The 16313-nt window shown below is 72.4% G+C and carries 16 protein-coding genes; 7 read left to right on the forward strand and 9 right to left on the reverse strand.

Features of this window, described 5'->3' with window-relative positions; genetic code table 11:
• Positions 1-196 precede the first annotated feature (196 nt).
• Positions 197-544, forward strand: coding sequence for a glycosyl hydrolase (locus ABZT12_RS23670; protein WP_356387984.1), 348 nt, complete (start codon positions 197-199; stop codon positions 542-544).
• Complete coding sequence (locus tag ABZT12_RS23675) at positions 541-1158, forward strand: TMEM175 family protein (RefSeq protein WP_356387985.1); 618 nt, start codon at positions 541-543, stop codon at positions 1156-1158. Before ABZT12_RS23670 ends, ABZT12_RS23675 begins: the two co-directional genes overlap by 4 nt.
• A gap of 268 nt (positions 1159-1426) precedes the next feature.
• Here ABZT12_RS23675 and ABZT12_RS23680 read toward each other — a convergent pair whose 3' ends face one another.
• The 5 genes from ABZT12_RS23680 to ABZT12_RS23700 all read right to left on the reverse strand — a co-directional run bounded on the left by ABZT12_RS23680 (position 1427) and on the right by ABZT12_RS23700 (position 7612).
• Positions 1427-2386, reverse strand: a complete 960-nt coding sequence (locus tag ABZT12_RS23680) for a lysozyme (protein WP_356387986.1) — start codon at positions 2384-2386, stop codon at positions 1427-1429.
• Between the two features lie 117 nt (positions 2387-2503).
• Positions 2504-3682, reverse strand: coding sequence for an epoxide hydrolase (locus tag ABZT12_RS23685; protein ID WP_356387987.1), 1179 nt, complete (start codon positions 3680-3682; stop codon positions 2504-2506).
• A gap of 65 nt (positions 3683-3747) precedes the next feature.
• Positions 3748-4881 (reverse strand): Fic family protein, encoded by a 1134-nt coding sequence (locus ABZT12_RS23690; protein ID WP_356387989.1) that lies wholly within the window; start codon positions 4879-4881, stop codon positions 3748-3750.
• Positions 4882-5138: 257 nt separating this feature from the next.
• Positions 5139-5891 carry an NAD(P)H-binding protein gene (locus tag ABZT12_RS23695; protein WP_356387991.1) on the reverse strand — a complete coding sequence of 251 codons (753 nt, stop codon included), beginning with the start codon at positions 5889-5891 and terminating at the stop codon, positions 5139-5141.
• 281 nt (positions 5892-6172) lie between these two features.
• Entirely contained in the window at positions 6173-7612 is a 1440-nt protein-coding gene (locus tag ABZT12_RS23700) for a WGR domain-containing protein (RefSeq protein ID WP_356388025.1), read from the reverse strand.
• A gap of 294 nt (positions 7613-7906) precedes the next feature.
• On the opposite strand from ABZT12_RS23700, the gene ABZT12_RS23705 reads away from it, so the two are divergent.
• A complete protein-coding gene (locus ABZT12_RS23705; protein WP_356387993.1) occupies positions 7907-9088 on the forward strand; it encodes an amidase domain-containing protein in 1182 nt (393 codons plus the stop codon).
• A gap of 300 nt (positions 9089-9388) precedes the next feature.
• Here ABZT12_RS23705 and ABZT12_RS23710 read toward each other — a convergent pair whose 3' ends face one another.
• The gene (locus tag ABZT12_RS23710; protein ID WP_356387995.1) at positions 9389-10288 is read right to left on the reverse strand and encodes a helix-turn-helix transcriptional regulator; all 900 of its coding nucleotides are present in this window, start codon (positions 10286-10288) and stop codon (positions 9389-9391) included.
• A 184-nt stretch (positions 10289-10472) separates the two neighbouring features.
• Between ABZT12_RS23710 and ABZT12_RS23715 the strand changes: the two genes are divergently transcribed.
• Positions 10473-10907 (forward strand): nuclear transport factor 2 family protein, encoded by a 435-nt coding sequence (locus tag ABZT12_RS23715; RefSeq protein ID WP_356387997.1) that lies wholly within the window; start codon positions 10473-10475, stop codon positions 10905-10907.
• 280 nt (positions 10908-11187) lie between these two features.
• On the opposite strand, the gene gdhA is transcribed toward ABZT12_RS23715, so the two are convergent.
• Both gdhA and ABZT12_RS23725 read right to left on the reverse strand, forming a co-directional pair.
• A complete protein-coding gene (gene gdhA, locus ABZT12_RS23720; RefSeq protein WP_356387999.1) occupies positions 11188-12561 on the reverse strand; it encodes an NADP-specific glutamate dehydrogenase in 1374 nt (457 codons plus the stop codon).
• A gap of 309 nt (positions 12562-12870) precedes the next feature.
• A complete protein-coding gene (locus ABZT12_RS23725; RefSeq protein WP_356388001.1) occupies positions 12871-13140 on the reverse strand; it encodes a hypothetical protein in 270 nt (89 codons plus the stop codon).
• A 223-nt stretch (positions 13141-13363) separates the two neighbouring features.
• On the opposite strand from ABZT12_RS23725, the gene ABZT12_RS23730 reads away from it, so the two are divergent.
• Genes ABZT12_RS23730 through ABZT12_RS23740 form a run of 3 tightly spaced genes read left to right on the forward strand, consistent with a single transcriptional unit; the run spans position 13364 to position 15339 of the window.
• Complete coding sequence (locus tag ABZT12_RS23730; protein WP_356388003.1) at positions 13364-14692, forward strand: MFS transporter; 1329 nt, start codon at positions 13364-13366, stop codon at positions 14690-14692.
• A 3-nt stretch (positions 14693-14695) separates the two neighbouring features.
• Complete coding sequence (locus ABZT12_RS23735; RefSeq protein WP_356388005.1) at positions 14696-14947, forward strand: hypothetical protein; 252 nt, start codon at positions 14696-14698, stop codon at positions 14945-14947.
• Positions 14947-15339 carry a DNA-binding protein gene (locus ABZT12_RS23740; protein ID WP_356388007.1) on the forward strand — a complete coding sequence of 131 codons (393 nt, stop codon included), beginning with the start codon at positions 14947-14949 and terminating at the stop codon, positions 15337-15339. The genes ABZT12_RS23735 and ABZT12_RS23740 overlap by 1 nt, the downstream gene beginning before the upstream one ends.
• A 70-nt stretch (positions 15340-15409) precedes the next feature.
• On the opposite strand, the gene ABZT12_RS23745 is transcribed toward ABZT12_RS23740, so the two are convergent.
• On the reverse strand, positions 15410-16309 hold the full coding sequence (locus ABZT12_RS23745) for a proline iminopeptidase-family hydrolase (RefSeq protein WP_356388009.1): 900 nt from the start codon (positions 16307-16309) through the stop codon (positions 15410-15412).
• Between the last annotated feature and the right edge of the window lie 4 nt (positions 16310-16313).

Consider the following 16313-nt stretch of genomic DNA (forward strand, 5'->3'; position numbering starts at 1 on the left):
TGGCGCCGAAGGTGACGCGGCAGCAGCGGGCGCCAGACGCCCCTGCCACGCCGCCGTCGCGCCGTCGCGGAAGGGTGAACTCCCCCACGTGGTGGGCGGGTTGGGGCCCTCGCAGAGGCTGGTGCGGTCTCCGCCCGCGCAGCGCCCCGCCGCCGTCGAAACCCATCCCGTCCGGCCCCGGACACGGGCCGCCCCAGTGGCCGGCCACGGTCACCGAGATGCTGCGGCCGGCGCGGCCCTCGCGGACGTCGCCGGCTGGCTGGACCGTTTCATGTCCGGTGCCTCGGCCAGGGGGTACCGGGTCGACTTCATCACCCTCCCCTGGTACGGAGGGGACTTCCGCACCCCGCAGGCCGTGCAGCAGCTGACGTCGTATCTGCGGGCGGTCCACGAGCGCTACCACAAGCCGATCCGGCTCACCGAGTACGCGCTGATCGACTTCTCCCACGGCACCCGCTTCCCCTCCCCCGCGCAGCAGGCCGCCTTCCTCACCGCCTCCTCCCTCGGGGGGCTCCTCTCGCACGCCATACTGTCGGCGGCATGACCGAGCACTCTGTACAGACGCGTCCTCGCGAGGACGGCACCGGCATGGCGCGGCTGGTCGCGCTGTCCGACGGCATCTACGCCATCGCGATGACGCTGCTGGTCATCGATGTGTCGATTCCCGGGCATCTGGACAGCGCCGCGTTCCACCGGGCGCTGCGCGAGGCGCTGCCCAGCCTCGGTGCCTTCGCGCTCAGTTTCACGCTCATCGCCGGGTTCTGGCGCGACCAGCGCCGCATCCTGACCGGCCTGACGACCGCCTCCACGCTGGTGACCCGGGTGACGCTCCTCGGTCTGGGTCTGGTCGCCATGCTGCCCTTCCCGACGGCGCTGCTGGCCGAGTACGCCTCACAGCCCGACGCGGTCGCCTTCTACGCGGGGGTCACGGCCGCGATCCACGCGGTGCACGTCGTCATGCTGCTGCTCACCCAGGGCCAGGTGGAGCCCTCGCGGGCCGCGGACCGGCGCCGCTTCACCGCCCGGCTCACCGCCGACGTGCTGGTCTTCCTCCTCTCCGTCCCGCTGGCCTTCCTCGACACGACGGCCGCCATGTGGTTCTGGCTCGCCCTCCTCCCCGTCCAGTACCTCCTGCGCCTGTCCCGGCCACGGCCCTGAAACCTCCGCCCACCCCAACTCTCCTGTTCTTACGACGAGTTCGGCGCGCACACCTCTCCCCTCGCCCCAACTGACCTTCCCCTACGACAAGTTCGGCGCGCCCTGAAGTGACGGCACGCCGGTGCCCGGGGTCGGCGCGGCCGGAAGCCGGCTCCCCGCGCCGCTCGCTTCGCGGTGAACGGCCCCGTTGGGGCGGGGCCGTTCGGGTGTCTCTGCCCTGCTGACGGCTCTTTCGCGGACGGGGGTGGACCGGGCGCGAAGGGGGCCGTCAGCCGGCCGCGAACTGTCCCAGTGCGTCCGGGGAGCCGTTGAACCGGTCGTGGTCGCCGACCGTCGGCCCCGTGGAGGTGTACTGCCACATCGTGTACGCCGGCCAGCCCGCGGGGAGTTCCCCGGCCGAGGAGGCGTACCGGGCGACCCACAGGGGGTTGGCGGCGAAGCCGCGGTAGCCGCCGGTGCAGCTGTTCCACCAGCTGGCGGACGTGTAGATGACGGCGTCGCGGCCGGTGCGGGCCTTGTAGCGGCTGAGGAAGTCGCCGATCCAGCCGGTCATGGCGTCGGCGGACTTGCCGTAGCAGGAGTCGCCGTAGGGGTTCCACTCGATGTCGAGGACGCCGGGCAGGGTGCGGCCGCCGCCGGACCAGCCCCCGCCGTGGTCGACGAAGTAGTCGGCCTGCGCGGCGCCGCTGCCGGAGTCGGGGGCGGCGAAGTGGTAGGCGCCGCGGACCATGCCGACGCCGTAGGCGCCGCTGTACTGCTGCGAGAAGTAGGGGTTGGTGTAGGACGTGCCCTCCGTGGCCTTCGTATAGGCCCATCGGGTGCCGCTTCTCCACAGCGTGGACCAGGCGACGTCCTGCTGGTGGCTGGAGACGTCGACGCCCTCGGTCTGTCCGGCCCTGGTGGCCGGGGCCGGCGCGCCGGAGGGGGCGGCGGCCCCTTCGTGGGCGGCGACGCCCATGCCCATGTAGGCGTTGCCGCGCACCGGGACCGACTCGGGCGACCCGGGCGGCGCGAGCACGGACGGCCCGGGCGGCGCGAGCAGCGCGGGCGGCGCCGGTGGAGCGGGACGTGCGGGTCGCGCCGGTGGGGCGGGTCGCGCGGGATCGGCTGCCGCGGACGCGGCCGGCAGCACGGGAAGGGCGAGCAGGGTGAGCAGGACGGCGGCCAGGCGCAGACGGGGGCGCGGGCGGCCGGGGCGGGGGATTATGGATCTTCGCACGCACTCCATCTGACCCTCACTCGCGCCACCCCGCACGTCATGTACCGCCCGATGACGGTGTCCTGGCGCCGTGCCGCCGGGGCCGTCCGGGTGATTCGTCGGCAGGGACGTGCCATGCCCGGGTGTTCAGGGCGTGGCCGCCGCCGTCCGGTAGGGGCGGAAGAAGTCGCGCAACTCCCGTGCGTACAGCTCGGGTTCCTCGAAGGGCGCGAAGTGGCCGCCGCGGGCGGGCTCGCTGACCCGTACGACGTTCGCCGTCCGCTCCAGCCAGGCGCGCGGCGGGCGCAGGATGTCGCCGGGGAAGAGCGAGAAGCCCGAGGGCACCTCGACGCGGCGGGTCAGCTGCGCGGGCGGGATGGCGGCGTTGGCGCGGTACATGCGCATCGAGGAGCCGATCGTCCCGGTGAGCCAGTAGAGGGTGACGTCGGTGAGGATCTCGTCCTTGGTGAAGCTGCGTTCGATGTCGCCGCCGCAGTCGCTCCAGGCCCGGAGCTTCTCCACGATCCACGCGGCGAGCCCGGCCGGGGAGTCGGTGAGCGCGACGGCGGCGGTCTGGGGCCGGGTGCGGTGCACGGCGGCGTAGGCGCCCTCGCTCGCACCCCAGGCGGCGACGTCCGCGAACCAGACGCGTTCGGCGGGCGTGAGGCGGCCGGGGTCGCCGTCGAGGACGGGCAGGCCGCCGTCCATGCGGTGCACGGCCACGACCCGGTCGGGGTGGTCGAGCGCGAGGTAGCGGCTCACGTGGCTGCCGATGTCGCCGCCCGCCGCGCCGAAGCGGGGGTAGCCCAGGGTGTCCATGAGGGCGGCCCACAGGCCGGCGACGGCGATGGAGTCCGGCGCGGCGCCGGTGGGGCGGTCGGAGTAGCCGTAGCCGGGCATGTCGGGCACGACCACGTCGAACGCGTCGGCGGGGTCGGCGCCGTGCGCGCCGGGATCGGTCAGCAGCGGCACCACTTTGGAGTAGCGCCAGAAGGAGTCGGGCCAGCCGTGGCTGAGGACCAGCGGCAGGACGGGCCCGGCGGGCCGCACGGCGCGGGCATGCACGAAGTGGATGCCCGCGCCGCCCAGCCGGACCCGGAAGCGCGGCAGCCGGGCGAGCGCCTCCTCCTGCGCCGCCCAGTCGAACCCGTCCGCCCAGTAGGCGACCAGTTCCCGCAGATAATCCATGTCGGCCCCGGCCGCCCAGCCGGTGTCCTCGGCCGCGTCCGGCCAGCGCGTCGCCCGCAGCCGGACCCGCAGATCATCGAGGGCGGCGGGCGCGGCCCGCACGGTGAACGGCTCCGGCCGAAGCGGCTGATCAGGCATGGCAGGCATGGCAGGCATGCTACGACGCGGGGGGCGCGGGCTCCGGCCGGTGGGGCGGGGAGGCGTCAGGGGCGGTAGGGGTGGGTCAGCGTCATGGGGGTCTGCGCGATGTCGACGACGTCGGGGGGAAACTGACGGCCCGCCGTGTAGTAGCGGGCGCGGGTACGGCCGACGGGCTGGAGGATCTCGGCGGCCGTCAGATCACGCAGATCGCGCTGGGCCTGCTGGAGGCTGAGAGCTTCGGCGTTCTGGTAGCGGGAACGGCGCACGCGTCCGGCCATGGCGACGTCGTGGAGCGCGGTGACGGTGCGTTCGTCCAGGCCCCGGCCTGCGGCGAAGGCCGCGAGAGCGGCCCAGACGCGACCCGAGCGTGCGAGCCGGCCCTGGACGGTCTGAGCCTGCTGGTGGTAGGCGGTGAGATTGAACCTGATCCAGCCGGAGACGTCCTGGTCGGGCTGGTACCGGCTGCCCCGGTCGTTGAGTTCGCGGTAGTACTCCCAGGTGTTGCCGGGCCGTCCCAGCCAGCTCTCGACGGAGGAGAACTCGGGTGCCAGGACCCCTTCCCTGGCGATCATGAGGGTTTGCAGGGAGCGGGACATGCGGCCGTTGCCGTCGGCCCAGGGGTGGATGGAAACCAGGTGCAGGTGAGCCATCGCGGCCCGCACGAGGGCGTGGGTGGTGTCGCTCTGGTTGAGCCAGTCGACGAGTTCCCCCATCAGGCCGGCGACGAGCGGGGCGTCGGGGGCGGTGTAGGCGGCGATGCTCGGATCGCGGGCGTCGGTGACGTAGACCGGGCCCCTGCGCCACTGGCCCGCCGGGCGGCGGACGGTGTGCCGGTGTCCCTGCAGCATCCAGTGAAGGCTGTTGAGCAGCCCCTTGCTGTAGGAGAAGTCCTCGACGTCGTGGAGGGTCTGGATGTAGGTCATCATCCGCTGGTAGGCGAGGGTCTCCTCCCGGTTCTCCTCCGAGATGTCGACCTCGCTCTCGCCTTCCATGAGGTCCTCGACGTCCACGGTCGCCACCTTGAAGCCCTCGATGGAGTTCGAGGCCGCCACCGCGTCCGCGGTGAGGAACTTCCGCAGACCTGCCGTCCATTTGGTGGCGGCCCGCACGTCATGACGCAGGGTCACGCGCATCCGGTCGATCTGTTCGAGGACCTCGCGGTCGGCCGCGGTGAGGTCTGGCGTGGGGAAGAGCACTACCTGACGATATATTGACGCAATCATTGCGTCAAACCATCGAAGCGCTCCTCCTCCGGCAGGACGCACCAGCGGGCGCAGGTCTCCTGTACGGAATCCTCGGCGTCCTCGGCGTCCTCGGCGTCCTCGGCGTCCTCGGCGTCCTGCGCCGGACCGAGCAGCCGGTGGCCGGGACGGGCAGTCGGCCGCGTTCGGCGGTGAGGGAGGCGAGTGTGGGGCCGGAGAGGGCCGGCCGGGGCGGCGGGGGCACCGCGGCGTCAGCCCTGCGGGGTGGGGTGGGCGGCCAGCCACTCCTCGAACGTCTGGCCGCCCCACGGGCCTGCTCCGGCCGGCAGCAGTCCGTCGCCGGTCATGGCCCTGCCGGTGGCGCCGGGCAGGGTGAGCGGCAGCAGCAGACGCCGCTCACCGCGGGCCCGCAGCAGGCGGCGCACCATGTCGGTGAGCTGCTCGGCCCGCGGTCCGGCGAGTTCGGGGGCCATGCCCTGCGCCGGGGCCGACGCCAGGCGTACCAGGCACTGGGCGACCTCGCGGGCCGCGACGGGCCTGGTCCGCATCCGGGGCACCACCGCGAGCGGCCCCGGCATCCGGTCGAGGGTCTGCTGGGCGAACTCGTGGAACTGGGTGGCGCGCAGCACCGTCCACGGCGTGGGGCCGGCCTTCACCAGCTCCTCCTGGCGCAACTTGCCCTGGTAGTAGCCGAGTCCGACCCGGTCGATACCGACGATCGACAGGGCGAGGTGATGGCGTACGCCCGCCCGCGCCCCGGCGTCCAGGAGGGTACGGCCGGCCCTCTCGAAGAAGGCGACGGACTTGCGCCCGCTCATGGTGGTCGTGTTGCTCACGTCGATGACCGTGTCGACGCCCGCCAGGGCCGTGTCGGCTCCCGCGCCCGTGAGGAGGTCCACGCCCCGGGAGCGGGCCAGCACGACCGGCTCCCGGCCGGCCGCGGTCAGTTCCTCGACCACGAGCCGTCCCACCAGCCCGGTCCCGCCTGCCACCGCTACCCGCATGCCGGTCCTCCCTTTCGCTCCCATGCTGCCGTACGTCATCGGGTGCCGCCCTGCCGGGCCGGGCCTCCCGCCCCGGCAGGACGGCAGGAGTACGGCCCGCCGCCGTGTACCTGGCCGGGGGCTCGCGTACCGCGTTCTCGCGTTCTCGCGTTCTGGTGGGCGGCCCCGGGTTGGTTCGGTGGGGATGCCGTACGGCCTGTCGGCGGGCGGAGTTGGTCCGCGCGGGTCGGACCGCCAGGGCCGGGACGGGGCCGCTCCGGTCCGGCCGGGCCCACCTGCGCTCACAGCAGGCGTCGGATGTCGCCGCGGACGCGGTAGAAACCGCCGGCCGCCGGGTGGAGGGCGTCCACGACGTACCGGCCGCCGGGCTGGCGTATGGCGCGGGGGAACTGGACGTTCCAGGACGGGTCGTAGCCCTCGGACACCACGTGGACACGGACGCGGCCGGCCTCCTGGGTGCATTCGACGACGACCGTGCCGGCGGGGGCGTGGGTGACGGCGGCCACCGCGGTCGCGGCCGTGGCCGGGGCGTGGGCCGGCATGGCGGCGGCGAGTTTGACGTCCCGGGCCACCGGCACGGTGCCCTGCTGGGCGGCGTGGACGGCCGCCTCGCTCGCGTCCACGCACACCAGGGAGCCGTCCGTGGTCACCAGGTAGAGCCGCTCGTCGCGGTACTGCATCGACAGCGCCGAGCCGCCGCCGGTGCCCAGCTTCCACAGGCGGGTGCCGTCCCGGCCGAAGCAGTAGACGGAGGAGGCGGCGTCCCCGGCGAAGACGAAACGTCCGCCGGGCGCGGCGGCGCAGGAGTAGACCGCGCTGTCGCAGGCGTAGGTGGCCTCGATCGCGCCGGTGGCCTTCGACAGCCGCTGGACCGCGTGATGGGCGGTGCCCGCGTACACGGCGTCGTCCTCCTGCCAGCCGAACAGGACGCCGCCCCGGGTGGGCGTGTGCCACAACTGGCCGCTGCCGTCGGGCGCGTAGGCGGTGACGCCCTCTTGGTGGCCGTGGTAGACGGCGCGGTCATCGACGCGGACCATCCAGGCGTGCTCGCCCTGGCTGCGGCGGGCCCATTGGTGTTCGTCCTCGTGGTCGATGACGGTGAGGCGGCCGTCGCAGTCGGAGACGTTCAGGACGCCCTGGTGGATGTCGAGCCAGAAGATGTCGACGTCGGCGGCGATGTCGTAGGCGGCGAAGGGGACTTTCGCCGAGAGGTCGTAGACCCGGCCGTCGTCGCAGCCGGCGTAGATCCAGAAGTCGTCGGCGACCAGGCACTTGACGCCGTCCGGCAGACTGAAGCGGGCCAGGACCGCGCCCTCGTGGTCGAGGGTGTAGACGTCGCCCGCCTGGTTGCCGACCCAGCAGCGGTCGTCGTCGACGTGGATGCCGAACGCGGAGGAGCCGGTGCGAAAACGCCACAGCACGGGGGCGACGGCGCGGGCGGTGGAGGGGGCGGAGGCGACCTGACGGCGGGTCACCGCGCGCGGGGCGCGTCCGCCCGGGACGGCCGGGGCGTATCCCTTGCGGACCTTCTCCCCGACCTTCTTCGCCGCGGCGCCGCGCGCCTTCTCCCCGGTGGGGAACGTCGTCGTCTGCGTCTGCCCCGCCGAGCCGATGCGCCCGTAGCGCACCGTCACCGTCGCGCCGTCGACCAGGACCTCGTAGAACTTGTGGGCGGCGCTGTCGTCCTGCGACAGCTCCAGATACGTCGACACCCTCGACACGGACACGGCAGACCCCTCCCCAGGCGAGGAGCGGCGGCCTTTTCGCAGCTCCCACTGCTCACACCGTAGGAGGAGGCACTGACAAGCGGTCCGACACCGACTGAACGGGGTTCGGGGCCACCGGTGTTGGTCGCTCACGCGTGTGGTGGGGTGGGCGGCGGGGGGCCGGGGGTCTTGGGGTTCGCGGGCGGCCTGTTTCCAAGTGTCCCTTCGGTAACCCCCTTCACAGGGCATGCACATGGCGTGCGAGGATGCGGCTCCCGGTATCGAGTACCGGCGTAGAGGGGAACACCATTGAGATCACGGAAACTGAGCCGTAAGAAGCGGCAGGCGGGCATCGTCACGGCGGCGGCGGCCTCGGTCGTCGCCGGTGCGGTGCTGGTGCCGAACTGGAGCGCGGGCGCGGCGACTTCCGCCGAGCCCTCGGTGGACCCGTCGACCAGGGCCACCTTCCAGAAGCTGGCGGACGCGGTCTTCACCGACCGGACCGACGCCCTGGTGGACGGCGGGAGCAGCGCGCACCACGCGCCGCTGTCGAAGCGGTTCTCGGGTGAGGTGAAGCTGTCCTCGGCGCAGTCGCGGAACGAGAGTTCGGCGCTGACGCAGCTGCGGCAGCGCAAGTCCCGGCTGGCGTCGCTCGGCGAGAAGTACAGCGCCGCCAAGACGAGCGTCACCCTGGACCGTACGCGGGTCAAGGGTGCGCGTGCCACGGTCGACGTCACCGAGACCACGACGCTGACCTATGAGAAGGCCAAGGGCAACGAGCCGAAGACCACCGGCTTCCAGGCCCATCACCGGCTGACGTTCAAGGCCGGGCGTTCGGGCGACTGGCAGCTGAGCGGTGTCCGCGACACCGACGACGGGGTCGCGGTCAACCAGGTCCTGGCCGCGCCGGCCGTCGCCGCGCCGAAGACGGCCGCCGACGACGCCCCGCCGGAGGCGACCCGTTCGGCCATCACCACGCCGGCGCCGGCCAAGCCGAAGAACTTCACGGCTTCCGGCTACGACTACAAGGCGATGGCGGCGTACGCGGCCAAGTACTGGAACAACTACAACCCGGACTACCCGAACTTCAACGGGCAGGGGGCGGGCGGCGACTGCACCAACTTCGTCAGCCAGTCCCTGAAGGCCGGCGGCTGGAAGCACGTGCCGGGTTACACGGACGACTTCCACAAGTGGTTCGGCACCGCCGACATCCAGTCGGACTCCTTTGTCGGCGTCAACGAGTTCTCCTGGTTCGCGCTGTCCTCCAAGCGGGTCACCTCGCTGGACAACGTCTACCAGCTGGACGTCGGTGACGTGCTGCAGATGGACTTCAACAAGGACGGGTCCAAGGACCACACGATGATCGTCACCTACCGCAGCCCGCAGGGTGTGCCGTACGTGACGTACCACTCCACCAACACCTACAACCGTTCGGTGGCGAGCATCATCGCCTCGTACCCGACGGCGGCGTACTACGCCTACCGCACCTGACGGTCCGGCAGGCGACAAGGTGGTGAGGGCGGGAGCCGGGCCGGGGGCCCGGCTCCCGTTCTTTCCGGCCGGCTGAAGTCCGCCCGGAGGCGGTCGCCGGAGCGGGCCGCGCCGATCTCGCCCCTGCCGTGCGGCGGCCTGGCGCGGCGCCCCGGCGGCTGTGCTGTGGCGGTGGACGAGCCGGGGCGCGAATGGCGGGAGATCGAGGCCGAGTTGGCCCGCAGCTGCCGACGTCCGCCCTCGGCATCCCCTACGGACGGGCCGGGGAGTGAGCGCCGGAATGGGGCCGGTACGGCCCCGTCAGGCCTGCCGGGGCGGCGGGTTGCTCAGGGAGTGCGCGTCCTGCTCCTGTCCGGTCGTGGCGGACCAACTGGCGAGCAGCTTCAGGCCGTCCTCCGCGGCGGTTCTGGGGGGCGCGCTGTAGACGACAACGCTCAGGCCGCTTTCGTCCGGCAGGCTCAGGGTCTCCTGATCGAGTTCCAGTTCGCCGACGAGCGGATGGTTGAGGCGTTTGGTGCTCTCGCGGAAGACATGCACGTCGTGCGAGCCCCACATCACGCGGAAGGCGTCGCTGCGGGTGGACAGTTCACCGATCAGGTTCGACAGCTCCCGGTCGTAGGGGTTCTTCCCCGCCTCGATGCGCAGCGCGCCCACGGCGAAGCGGGCCATGCGTTCCCAGTCGGTGTAGAACCGCCTGGCTGCGGAGTTGAAGAACGCGAACCGGACGACGTTCGCCCCGCATGTCGGGTCGGCATACATCTCCGAGTACAGGGCCCGGCCCAACGGGTTGGCGGCCAGCGTATCGAGGCGGTTGTTCATCACGTACGCCGGCAGCTCCGGCATGCCATCGACGATCCGCGCCACACTCGGCCGCACCGTCGGTCGGCTCTCCCGCCACGGTGCCCGCGTTCGCGGCGCCGGTCCGGCAGCGCGGGCGAGGTCGTACAGGTACATGCGCTCGGTGTCGTCGAGCCGCAGGGCGTGGGCGAGGGTGTCGAGCACACTGTCGGAGACGCCTTGGAGGTTGCCGCGCTCCAGGCGCGTGTAGTACTCGACGCTCACGCCGGCGAGCGTGGCCACCTCTCCCCTGCGCAGTCCGGGCACCCGGCGCTGACCGTACGTCGGCAGACCGGCCTGCTCCGGGGTGATCTTGTCGCGTCGGGAGCGGAGGAATGCGCTGACTGCGTCCCTGTTGTCCATGAGGCCAGGGTAGGCAGGCTGCGCGACGGGTGAGGGGCCCTGCCAGTACCCCTCACGGCAAGGACTCCCCCGTCACGGCCGTCTCGCGTTGCATGGTGCGTGCCCCGATCCTCCCGGGGCCCGACCGGTGCGAGGACGCACGCGCCCCGGTCGGCAGCACCTGAACACTGACAGGACACAGCAGATGAGCAACCAGGTCGAGACGGTGACGGAGAGCCCCGCGGATGTCGTGCGAGGGCTGTATGACGCGTTGGGGAAGGGCGATGTGCCGGGTGTCCTGGCAAAGCTCGCCCCCGAGGTGATCGTCGATGAGCCGAACCAGCTCCCCTACGGCGGCGTGCACCAGGGCCGCGAGGTGTTCGTGCAGTCGGTCCTCGGCGCGATGATGGGCTACGCCGACGTCGCCATTACCGATGCCGACGTCTTCGAGGGCCCGGCCGGCGTCATCGGAACGCTCACCGGAACACTCACAGCCCACACCACCGGTGAGAAGTACCCGCTGACCATGGTCGAGATCCACCAGGTCGAGGACGGCCTGGTCCGCAAGATCGACGTCTACACCAAGAACCCCCACGAACTCGCCGCGTTCTACGCACGCGCCGAGGCGGGCACCCGCTGACCACGACGCTCGTCGGGTCTTCCGGTGGTGCACGCGGAGACCCGCTTCGCTGAGGTCGTCGGGTGGCCGGCAGTCATCCGCACCAGTCGTACGGTGCGGGCATGTGCGGGGACGGAGTCCCCGGCTGCGGCTGGACGTGACCATGGACGACGACTCGGGGCGTTCATGGACCCGGTCGCGGCCTGCGCGCAGTTCCTCACCACCGCCGGCAGGCTCGTTCCCGCTGCCCGCACCCGCACGGGCCCGGGGGGCCGGTACGGGTGCGCGGGCGGGGAGGGGTTCAGATGAGGCCCTGGGCGAGCATCGCCTCCGCGACGCGTTCGAAGCCGGCGATGTTGGCGCCGGCCGCGTAGTCGCCGGGGACGCCGTAGCGTTCGGCGGTGTGCCAGCACAGGTCGTGGATGTCGCGCATGACCGTGGCCAGTTCGCTCTCCACCCGCTCCTTGGTCCAGCTGTCGCGGGCGCTGTTCTGGCGCATCTCCAGGGCGCTGACCGCGACGCCGCCGGCGTTGGCCGCCTTGCCCGGCCCGTAGGCGACGCCCGCGTCGCGCAGGATGCGGACCGCGGAGGGGGTGACGGGCATGTTCGCGCCCTCCGAGACCGCCTTCACTCCCCCGCGCACCAGGGCCAGCGCGTCCTTGGCGTCGAGTTCGTTCTGGGTCGCCGAGGGCAGCGCCACGTCGGCGGGCACCTCCCACACCGAGCCGCCGGGCACATAGGCGGCGGAGGCGCCGCGGCGGTGGGCGTAGTCCTCCACGCGGCCCCGCTCGACTTCCTTGACCTGCTTGAGGAGGTCCAGGTCGATGCCCTTGTCGTCCACGACGTAGCCGCCGGAGTCGGACACCGTCAGGGCGCGGGCGCCGAGTTGGTGGAGTTTCTCCACCGTGTAGATGGCCACGTTGCCCGATCCGGAGACCAGCACCTGCTGGCCGGGCAGGTCCTCGCCGCGCCGGCGCAGCATCTCCGCGACGAAGAGGACGTTGCCGTAGCCGGTGGCCTCGGTGCGGCCGGCCGAGCCGCCCCAGCCGGTGCCCTTGCCGGTGAGGACCCCCGCCTCCCACCGGTTGGTCACCCGCCGGTACTGGCCGAACAGGAAGCCGATCTCGCGTCCGCCCACCCCGATGTCGCCGGCCGGTACGTCCGTGCCCGCGCCGATGTGCCGGTGGAGCTCGGTCATGAACGACTGGCAGAACCGCATCACTTCGGTGTCGCTGCGCCCGCGCGGGTCGAAGTCGCTGCCGCCCTTGCCGCCGCCGATGCCCAGGCCGGTCAGGGCGTTCTTGAAGATCTGCTCGAAGCCGAGGAACTTGACGATGCCGAGGTCGACGGAGGGGTGGAAGCGCAGGCCGCCCTTGTAGGGGCCCAGGGCGCTGTTGAACTCCACGCGGAAGCCGCGGTTGACGTGGACGCGGCCGGTGTCGTCCTGCCACGGCACCCGGAAGAGGATCTGCCGTTCGGGCTCGCAGATCCGCTCCACCAGCGCCTCCTCCCCCAGCTCCGGCCGGGCCGCCAGCACCGGGGCCAGCGTCTCCAGCACTTCCCTGGCCGCCTGGTGGAACTCCGGCTGGGCCGGACTGCGGCGCACGACCTCGTCGTGGACGGCGGTGAGCCTGTCCCGCGCGGACGCGGTGGACGCTGTGGATGCTGATGTCATGGCAACCCCTTCCGGGCCAACGGCACATGAGCCGCCGTCAGTACTACTCCGCCCGGCTAGGGCCCCGGCAAAGCAGCGCTCGGCCCGGGCCGGGGTTCGGCGGAGGCTGCGGCCGAGGGTGGCTGCGCGCCGGCGCCGAGGGTGGCTAGTGCTGTGACCGGGAAGGTTCACCGGCTCGCGACGCCCGGCACGGCACCTCGCCGCGTTGTCGCATCACCCGAGTACATCCAGTACGCGGGCAATGCTCCGCCTTGCGATGTACCGCACCGGACGCCGCGAGCTTTCCGGCAAACCCTCCCGGCCACAGCACTAGAGCGCCGGCCGCAGCCAGCCCCCCGCCAGGAGGCGGGCGCACCAGGCGTCCATCACCGCGCCCACCTTGGCGCGTTCGGTGCCCCAGCCGCGGGCCAGGCTCTCCACCGCGAGGTCGACGAAACCGTCGCTGTGGCGCAGCGCCATCCACATGGTGGCGGCGAGGGGTGTGCAGTGCACCGCTGCGGGGCGGCCTTCGGCCCGCAGGGTGAGCCGGCCGTCGGCGAGGGCGGTGGTGGTGACTCCGTCACTGGGCAGGATGCGCATGAGGGGGGCCTTCCCTGGCGGGCTTGTCGGGCGTGGGGGTCCGGCCGCTGCTGCGGCCGTACCACCAGTCTGGTCCGCCGGGCCCCGGCGGACCATGGACCTGGGGCCCGGGAACGGGATCGGGTCTGCCGCAGGAAGGCGGTGTACCTGAGTACCCCAACTGCGTTCAAGGGGTGGCCGGTTGTGGACGGGGGCGGGCGGTCACCGTTTAGAGTGCCCGGCTGTGACGACCTCCTTCTCCTCCCCCGGCGGGCCGCCGCTCCGGCGTGAGCGGGCGTTCGTGGTGCTGGCCGCGGCGCGGACGGTGTCGGTGCTAGGCAACGGGTTCGCCCGGGTCGCCCTCGCCTTCGCGGTGCTCGGGCTGCCGGGTGCCGGGCCGGGACGGCTGTCGCTGGTGCTGGCCTGCCAGGCGCTGCCGCAGCTGGCGTTGATCCTGGTCGGCGGGGTGATCGCGGACCGGATGTCGCGGGCGCGGCTGATGGCGCTGGCGGATGTGCTGGGCGCCGGCGCCTACGGCGGGCTGGCCGCGCTGGTGCTGAGCGGGCACGCGCCGGTGGCGGCGATGTGCGCGCTGGCGGTGGCGGCCGGTACCGCGACCGCCCTGTTCGCACCCGCGATGGACGGCATGGTGGTGCTGCTGGTGCCCGCCGGCCGGCGGCAGCGGGCCAACGGGCTGCTGCGGGTGGCCACCAACAGCGCCCTGCTGCTGGGCCTGGCCCTGTCCGGGGTGACCGTGGCGCTGGTCGGCGCGGGCTGGGCGCTCGCCCTGAACTCCGCCTCGTTCGCCGTCAGCGCGCTGCTCACCGCCCGTCTGCCGGTGGCCGCCCGGCCGCCGGGGAAGACCTCGGGGTGGGCCGAACTGCGCGAGGGCTGGCGGGAGTTCGCTTCCCGGCAGTGGCTGTGGACGGTCGTCGTGCAGTACGCGGTCGTCATGGCCGCGCTCAACGCCAACGTCGGTGTACTGGGACCGCTGGCCGCCCGGGAGTATCTGGGCGGGGCCCGTGCCTGGTCGATGGTCGTCGGCGCGCAGGCGCTGGGCACGGTCGCCGGGGCCGGGCTCGCCGCCCGGGTCCGGGTCGGACGGCCGCTGCTGGTGGCCGTCCTGGTGACCTTCCCCGCCGCCCTGCCCATCGCGCTGCTCGCCGCCCGCGCCCCGCTGTGGGCGCTGGTCCCGGCCGCGTTCGGCGCCGGCGTCTGCGGCGACGTCTTCGGCGTGCTGTGGGCCACCACGATCCAGCGCGAGATCCCCGAACAGCTGTTGTCCCGCGTCAGCTCCTACGACTGGTTCGGCTCCCTCGCGCTGGCCCCGCTCGGCCTGCTCGCCGCGGGCCCGGCCGCGAGCGCGGTAGGCGTCGGCCACGCCCTCGCCTGCTGCGCGGCCCTGGCCACCCTCGCCACCGCCGCCGCCCTGCTCTCCCCCGCCGTCCGCGCCCTGCGCGCGGACACCGGCCCCTCACACACCCCGGGCCCGCTCACTCCCGCCCCGCCCACCGCGGGATCACCCACCACCGAACCGGCGGCCGGGCCGGATGCTACCTCCGGTAGCATGTGAACCATGAGCGGTAGTAGAAAGTACTCGATCAGTCTTCCCGAGGAACTCGCCGAGACCGTACGGACCCATGTCGGCCCGGGCGGCTTCTCCGCATACGTGGCGGAGGCCCTGGAGCAGCGGGTGGCCATGGACCGGCTCCGCGAGATCGTCACCGACTTCGAGACCGACAACGACCCGTTGTCCCGGGAGGAGATCGAAGCGGCCCGCGCTGTGCTGCGTCACGATCGGCGTGACGCGGGCGGTGCTGCGGCCTGATGCCCGGCACGCTCCTCCTCGACAGCGAGGGTCTGTCCAAGCTCTACCTCAAGGACCGCATCGTCCTCGCCCTCGTCCAGGCAGCCCTGGAAGAAGGCATACGCGTGGCCACCACCGCGATGACCACCCTGGAGGCGGACTACGCACGCATCCACCCCGCCCGCATCCGGTGGGTGCTCTCACGCATTGACGTACATGACGTCACCAAGCACGTCACCGACCAAGCCGCGGCGCTGTTGCGCGGCAACCGCCTCAGTGGCCACAAGTACGCCATCGACGCCGTGCTCTGCACCGTGGCACGCTCCGTGCCGGGACCGGTCACCGTGCTCACCTCCGACCCCGAGGACATCAGCCGGCTGTGCGGGCCCGCCATCGAGGTCGTCACCGTCTGACGGTGCGCGCCCAGGCTCCCCGTATGCCGTACGGGCCGCAACGCCCGAGGGTCTGCCCGGGCGGCCGGGCTCACTCCAGGCTGTCGAGGAAGTCGCGCATCACCTTCTGGAAGAGTTCCGGTTCCTCCAGGTGGGGCAGGTGGCTGGACTCCTCGAAGATCTCCCAACGGGCGCCGGGGATCAGGTCCTTGAAGGGCTGGACGGTGGCGGGGGTGGCCTCGTCGTAGCGGCCGGAGATGATCAGGGTCGGCACGTTCACGTCGGGGCAGTACTGCGTCACCGACCAGTCCTTGAGGGTGCCCACGACGTGGAACTCGCTGGGGCCGTTCATCGCGTAGTAGACGGTGGGGTCGTTGTAGACCTCGTAGAAGGAGGCGAGGTACTCGCGCGGCCACGGCTTGAGGCGGCAGACGTGGCGCTCGTAGAACGGGCGCATCGCCGCGTGGTACTCCTCGGAGTCCGTGGTGCCGGCCGCCTCGTGGCGCAGCAGGGTCTCGTTGACCTCGGGCGGCAGTTCCGCGCGCAGCCGTTCGGCCTCCTTGAGCCAGAGCGGGTAGGAGGCGGGCGAGTTGGCGATGACCAGGCCGCGCAGTCCGGCCGGGCGGGCGGCGGCGACCTTGGTGATGAGCAGGCCGCCCCAGGACTGGCCGAACAGGACGTAGTTGTCGGCGATGCCCAACTGGGTGAGCAGGTTGGCGAGTTCGTCGGCGAACAGGTCGGGGGTCCAGAAGTCGGCTCCCTTGTCGGGCAGATGGGTGGAGCCGCCGTTGCCGAGCTGGTCGTAGAGGACCACCGGGCCGGTGGTCGCGGCGAGTTGGGTGAGGGGGCGCAGATAGTCGTGGGTGCTGCCGGGGCCGCCGTGCACGGCGACCAGGGCCGGGCGGCCGGAGGAGAGGTCGCCGGTCACCTGGTACCAGGTCTCGTAGGGCCCGAAGGGGACGGTGCCCCTGCGCTTGCGTGTCGCCGTCATCTCT

Source organism: Streptomyces sp. NPDC005423 (genome assembly GCF_040606415.1).
Taxonomy (GTDB): Bacteria; Actinomycetota; Actinomycetes; order Streptomycetales; family Streptomycetaceae; genus Streptomyces.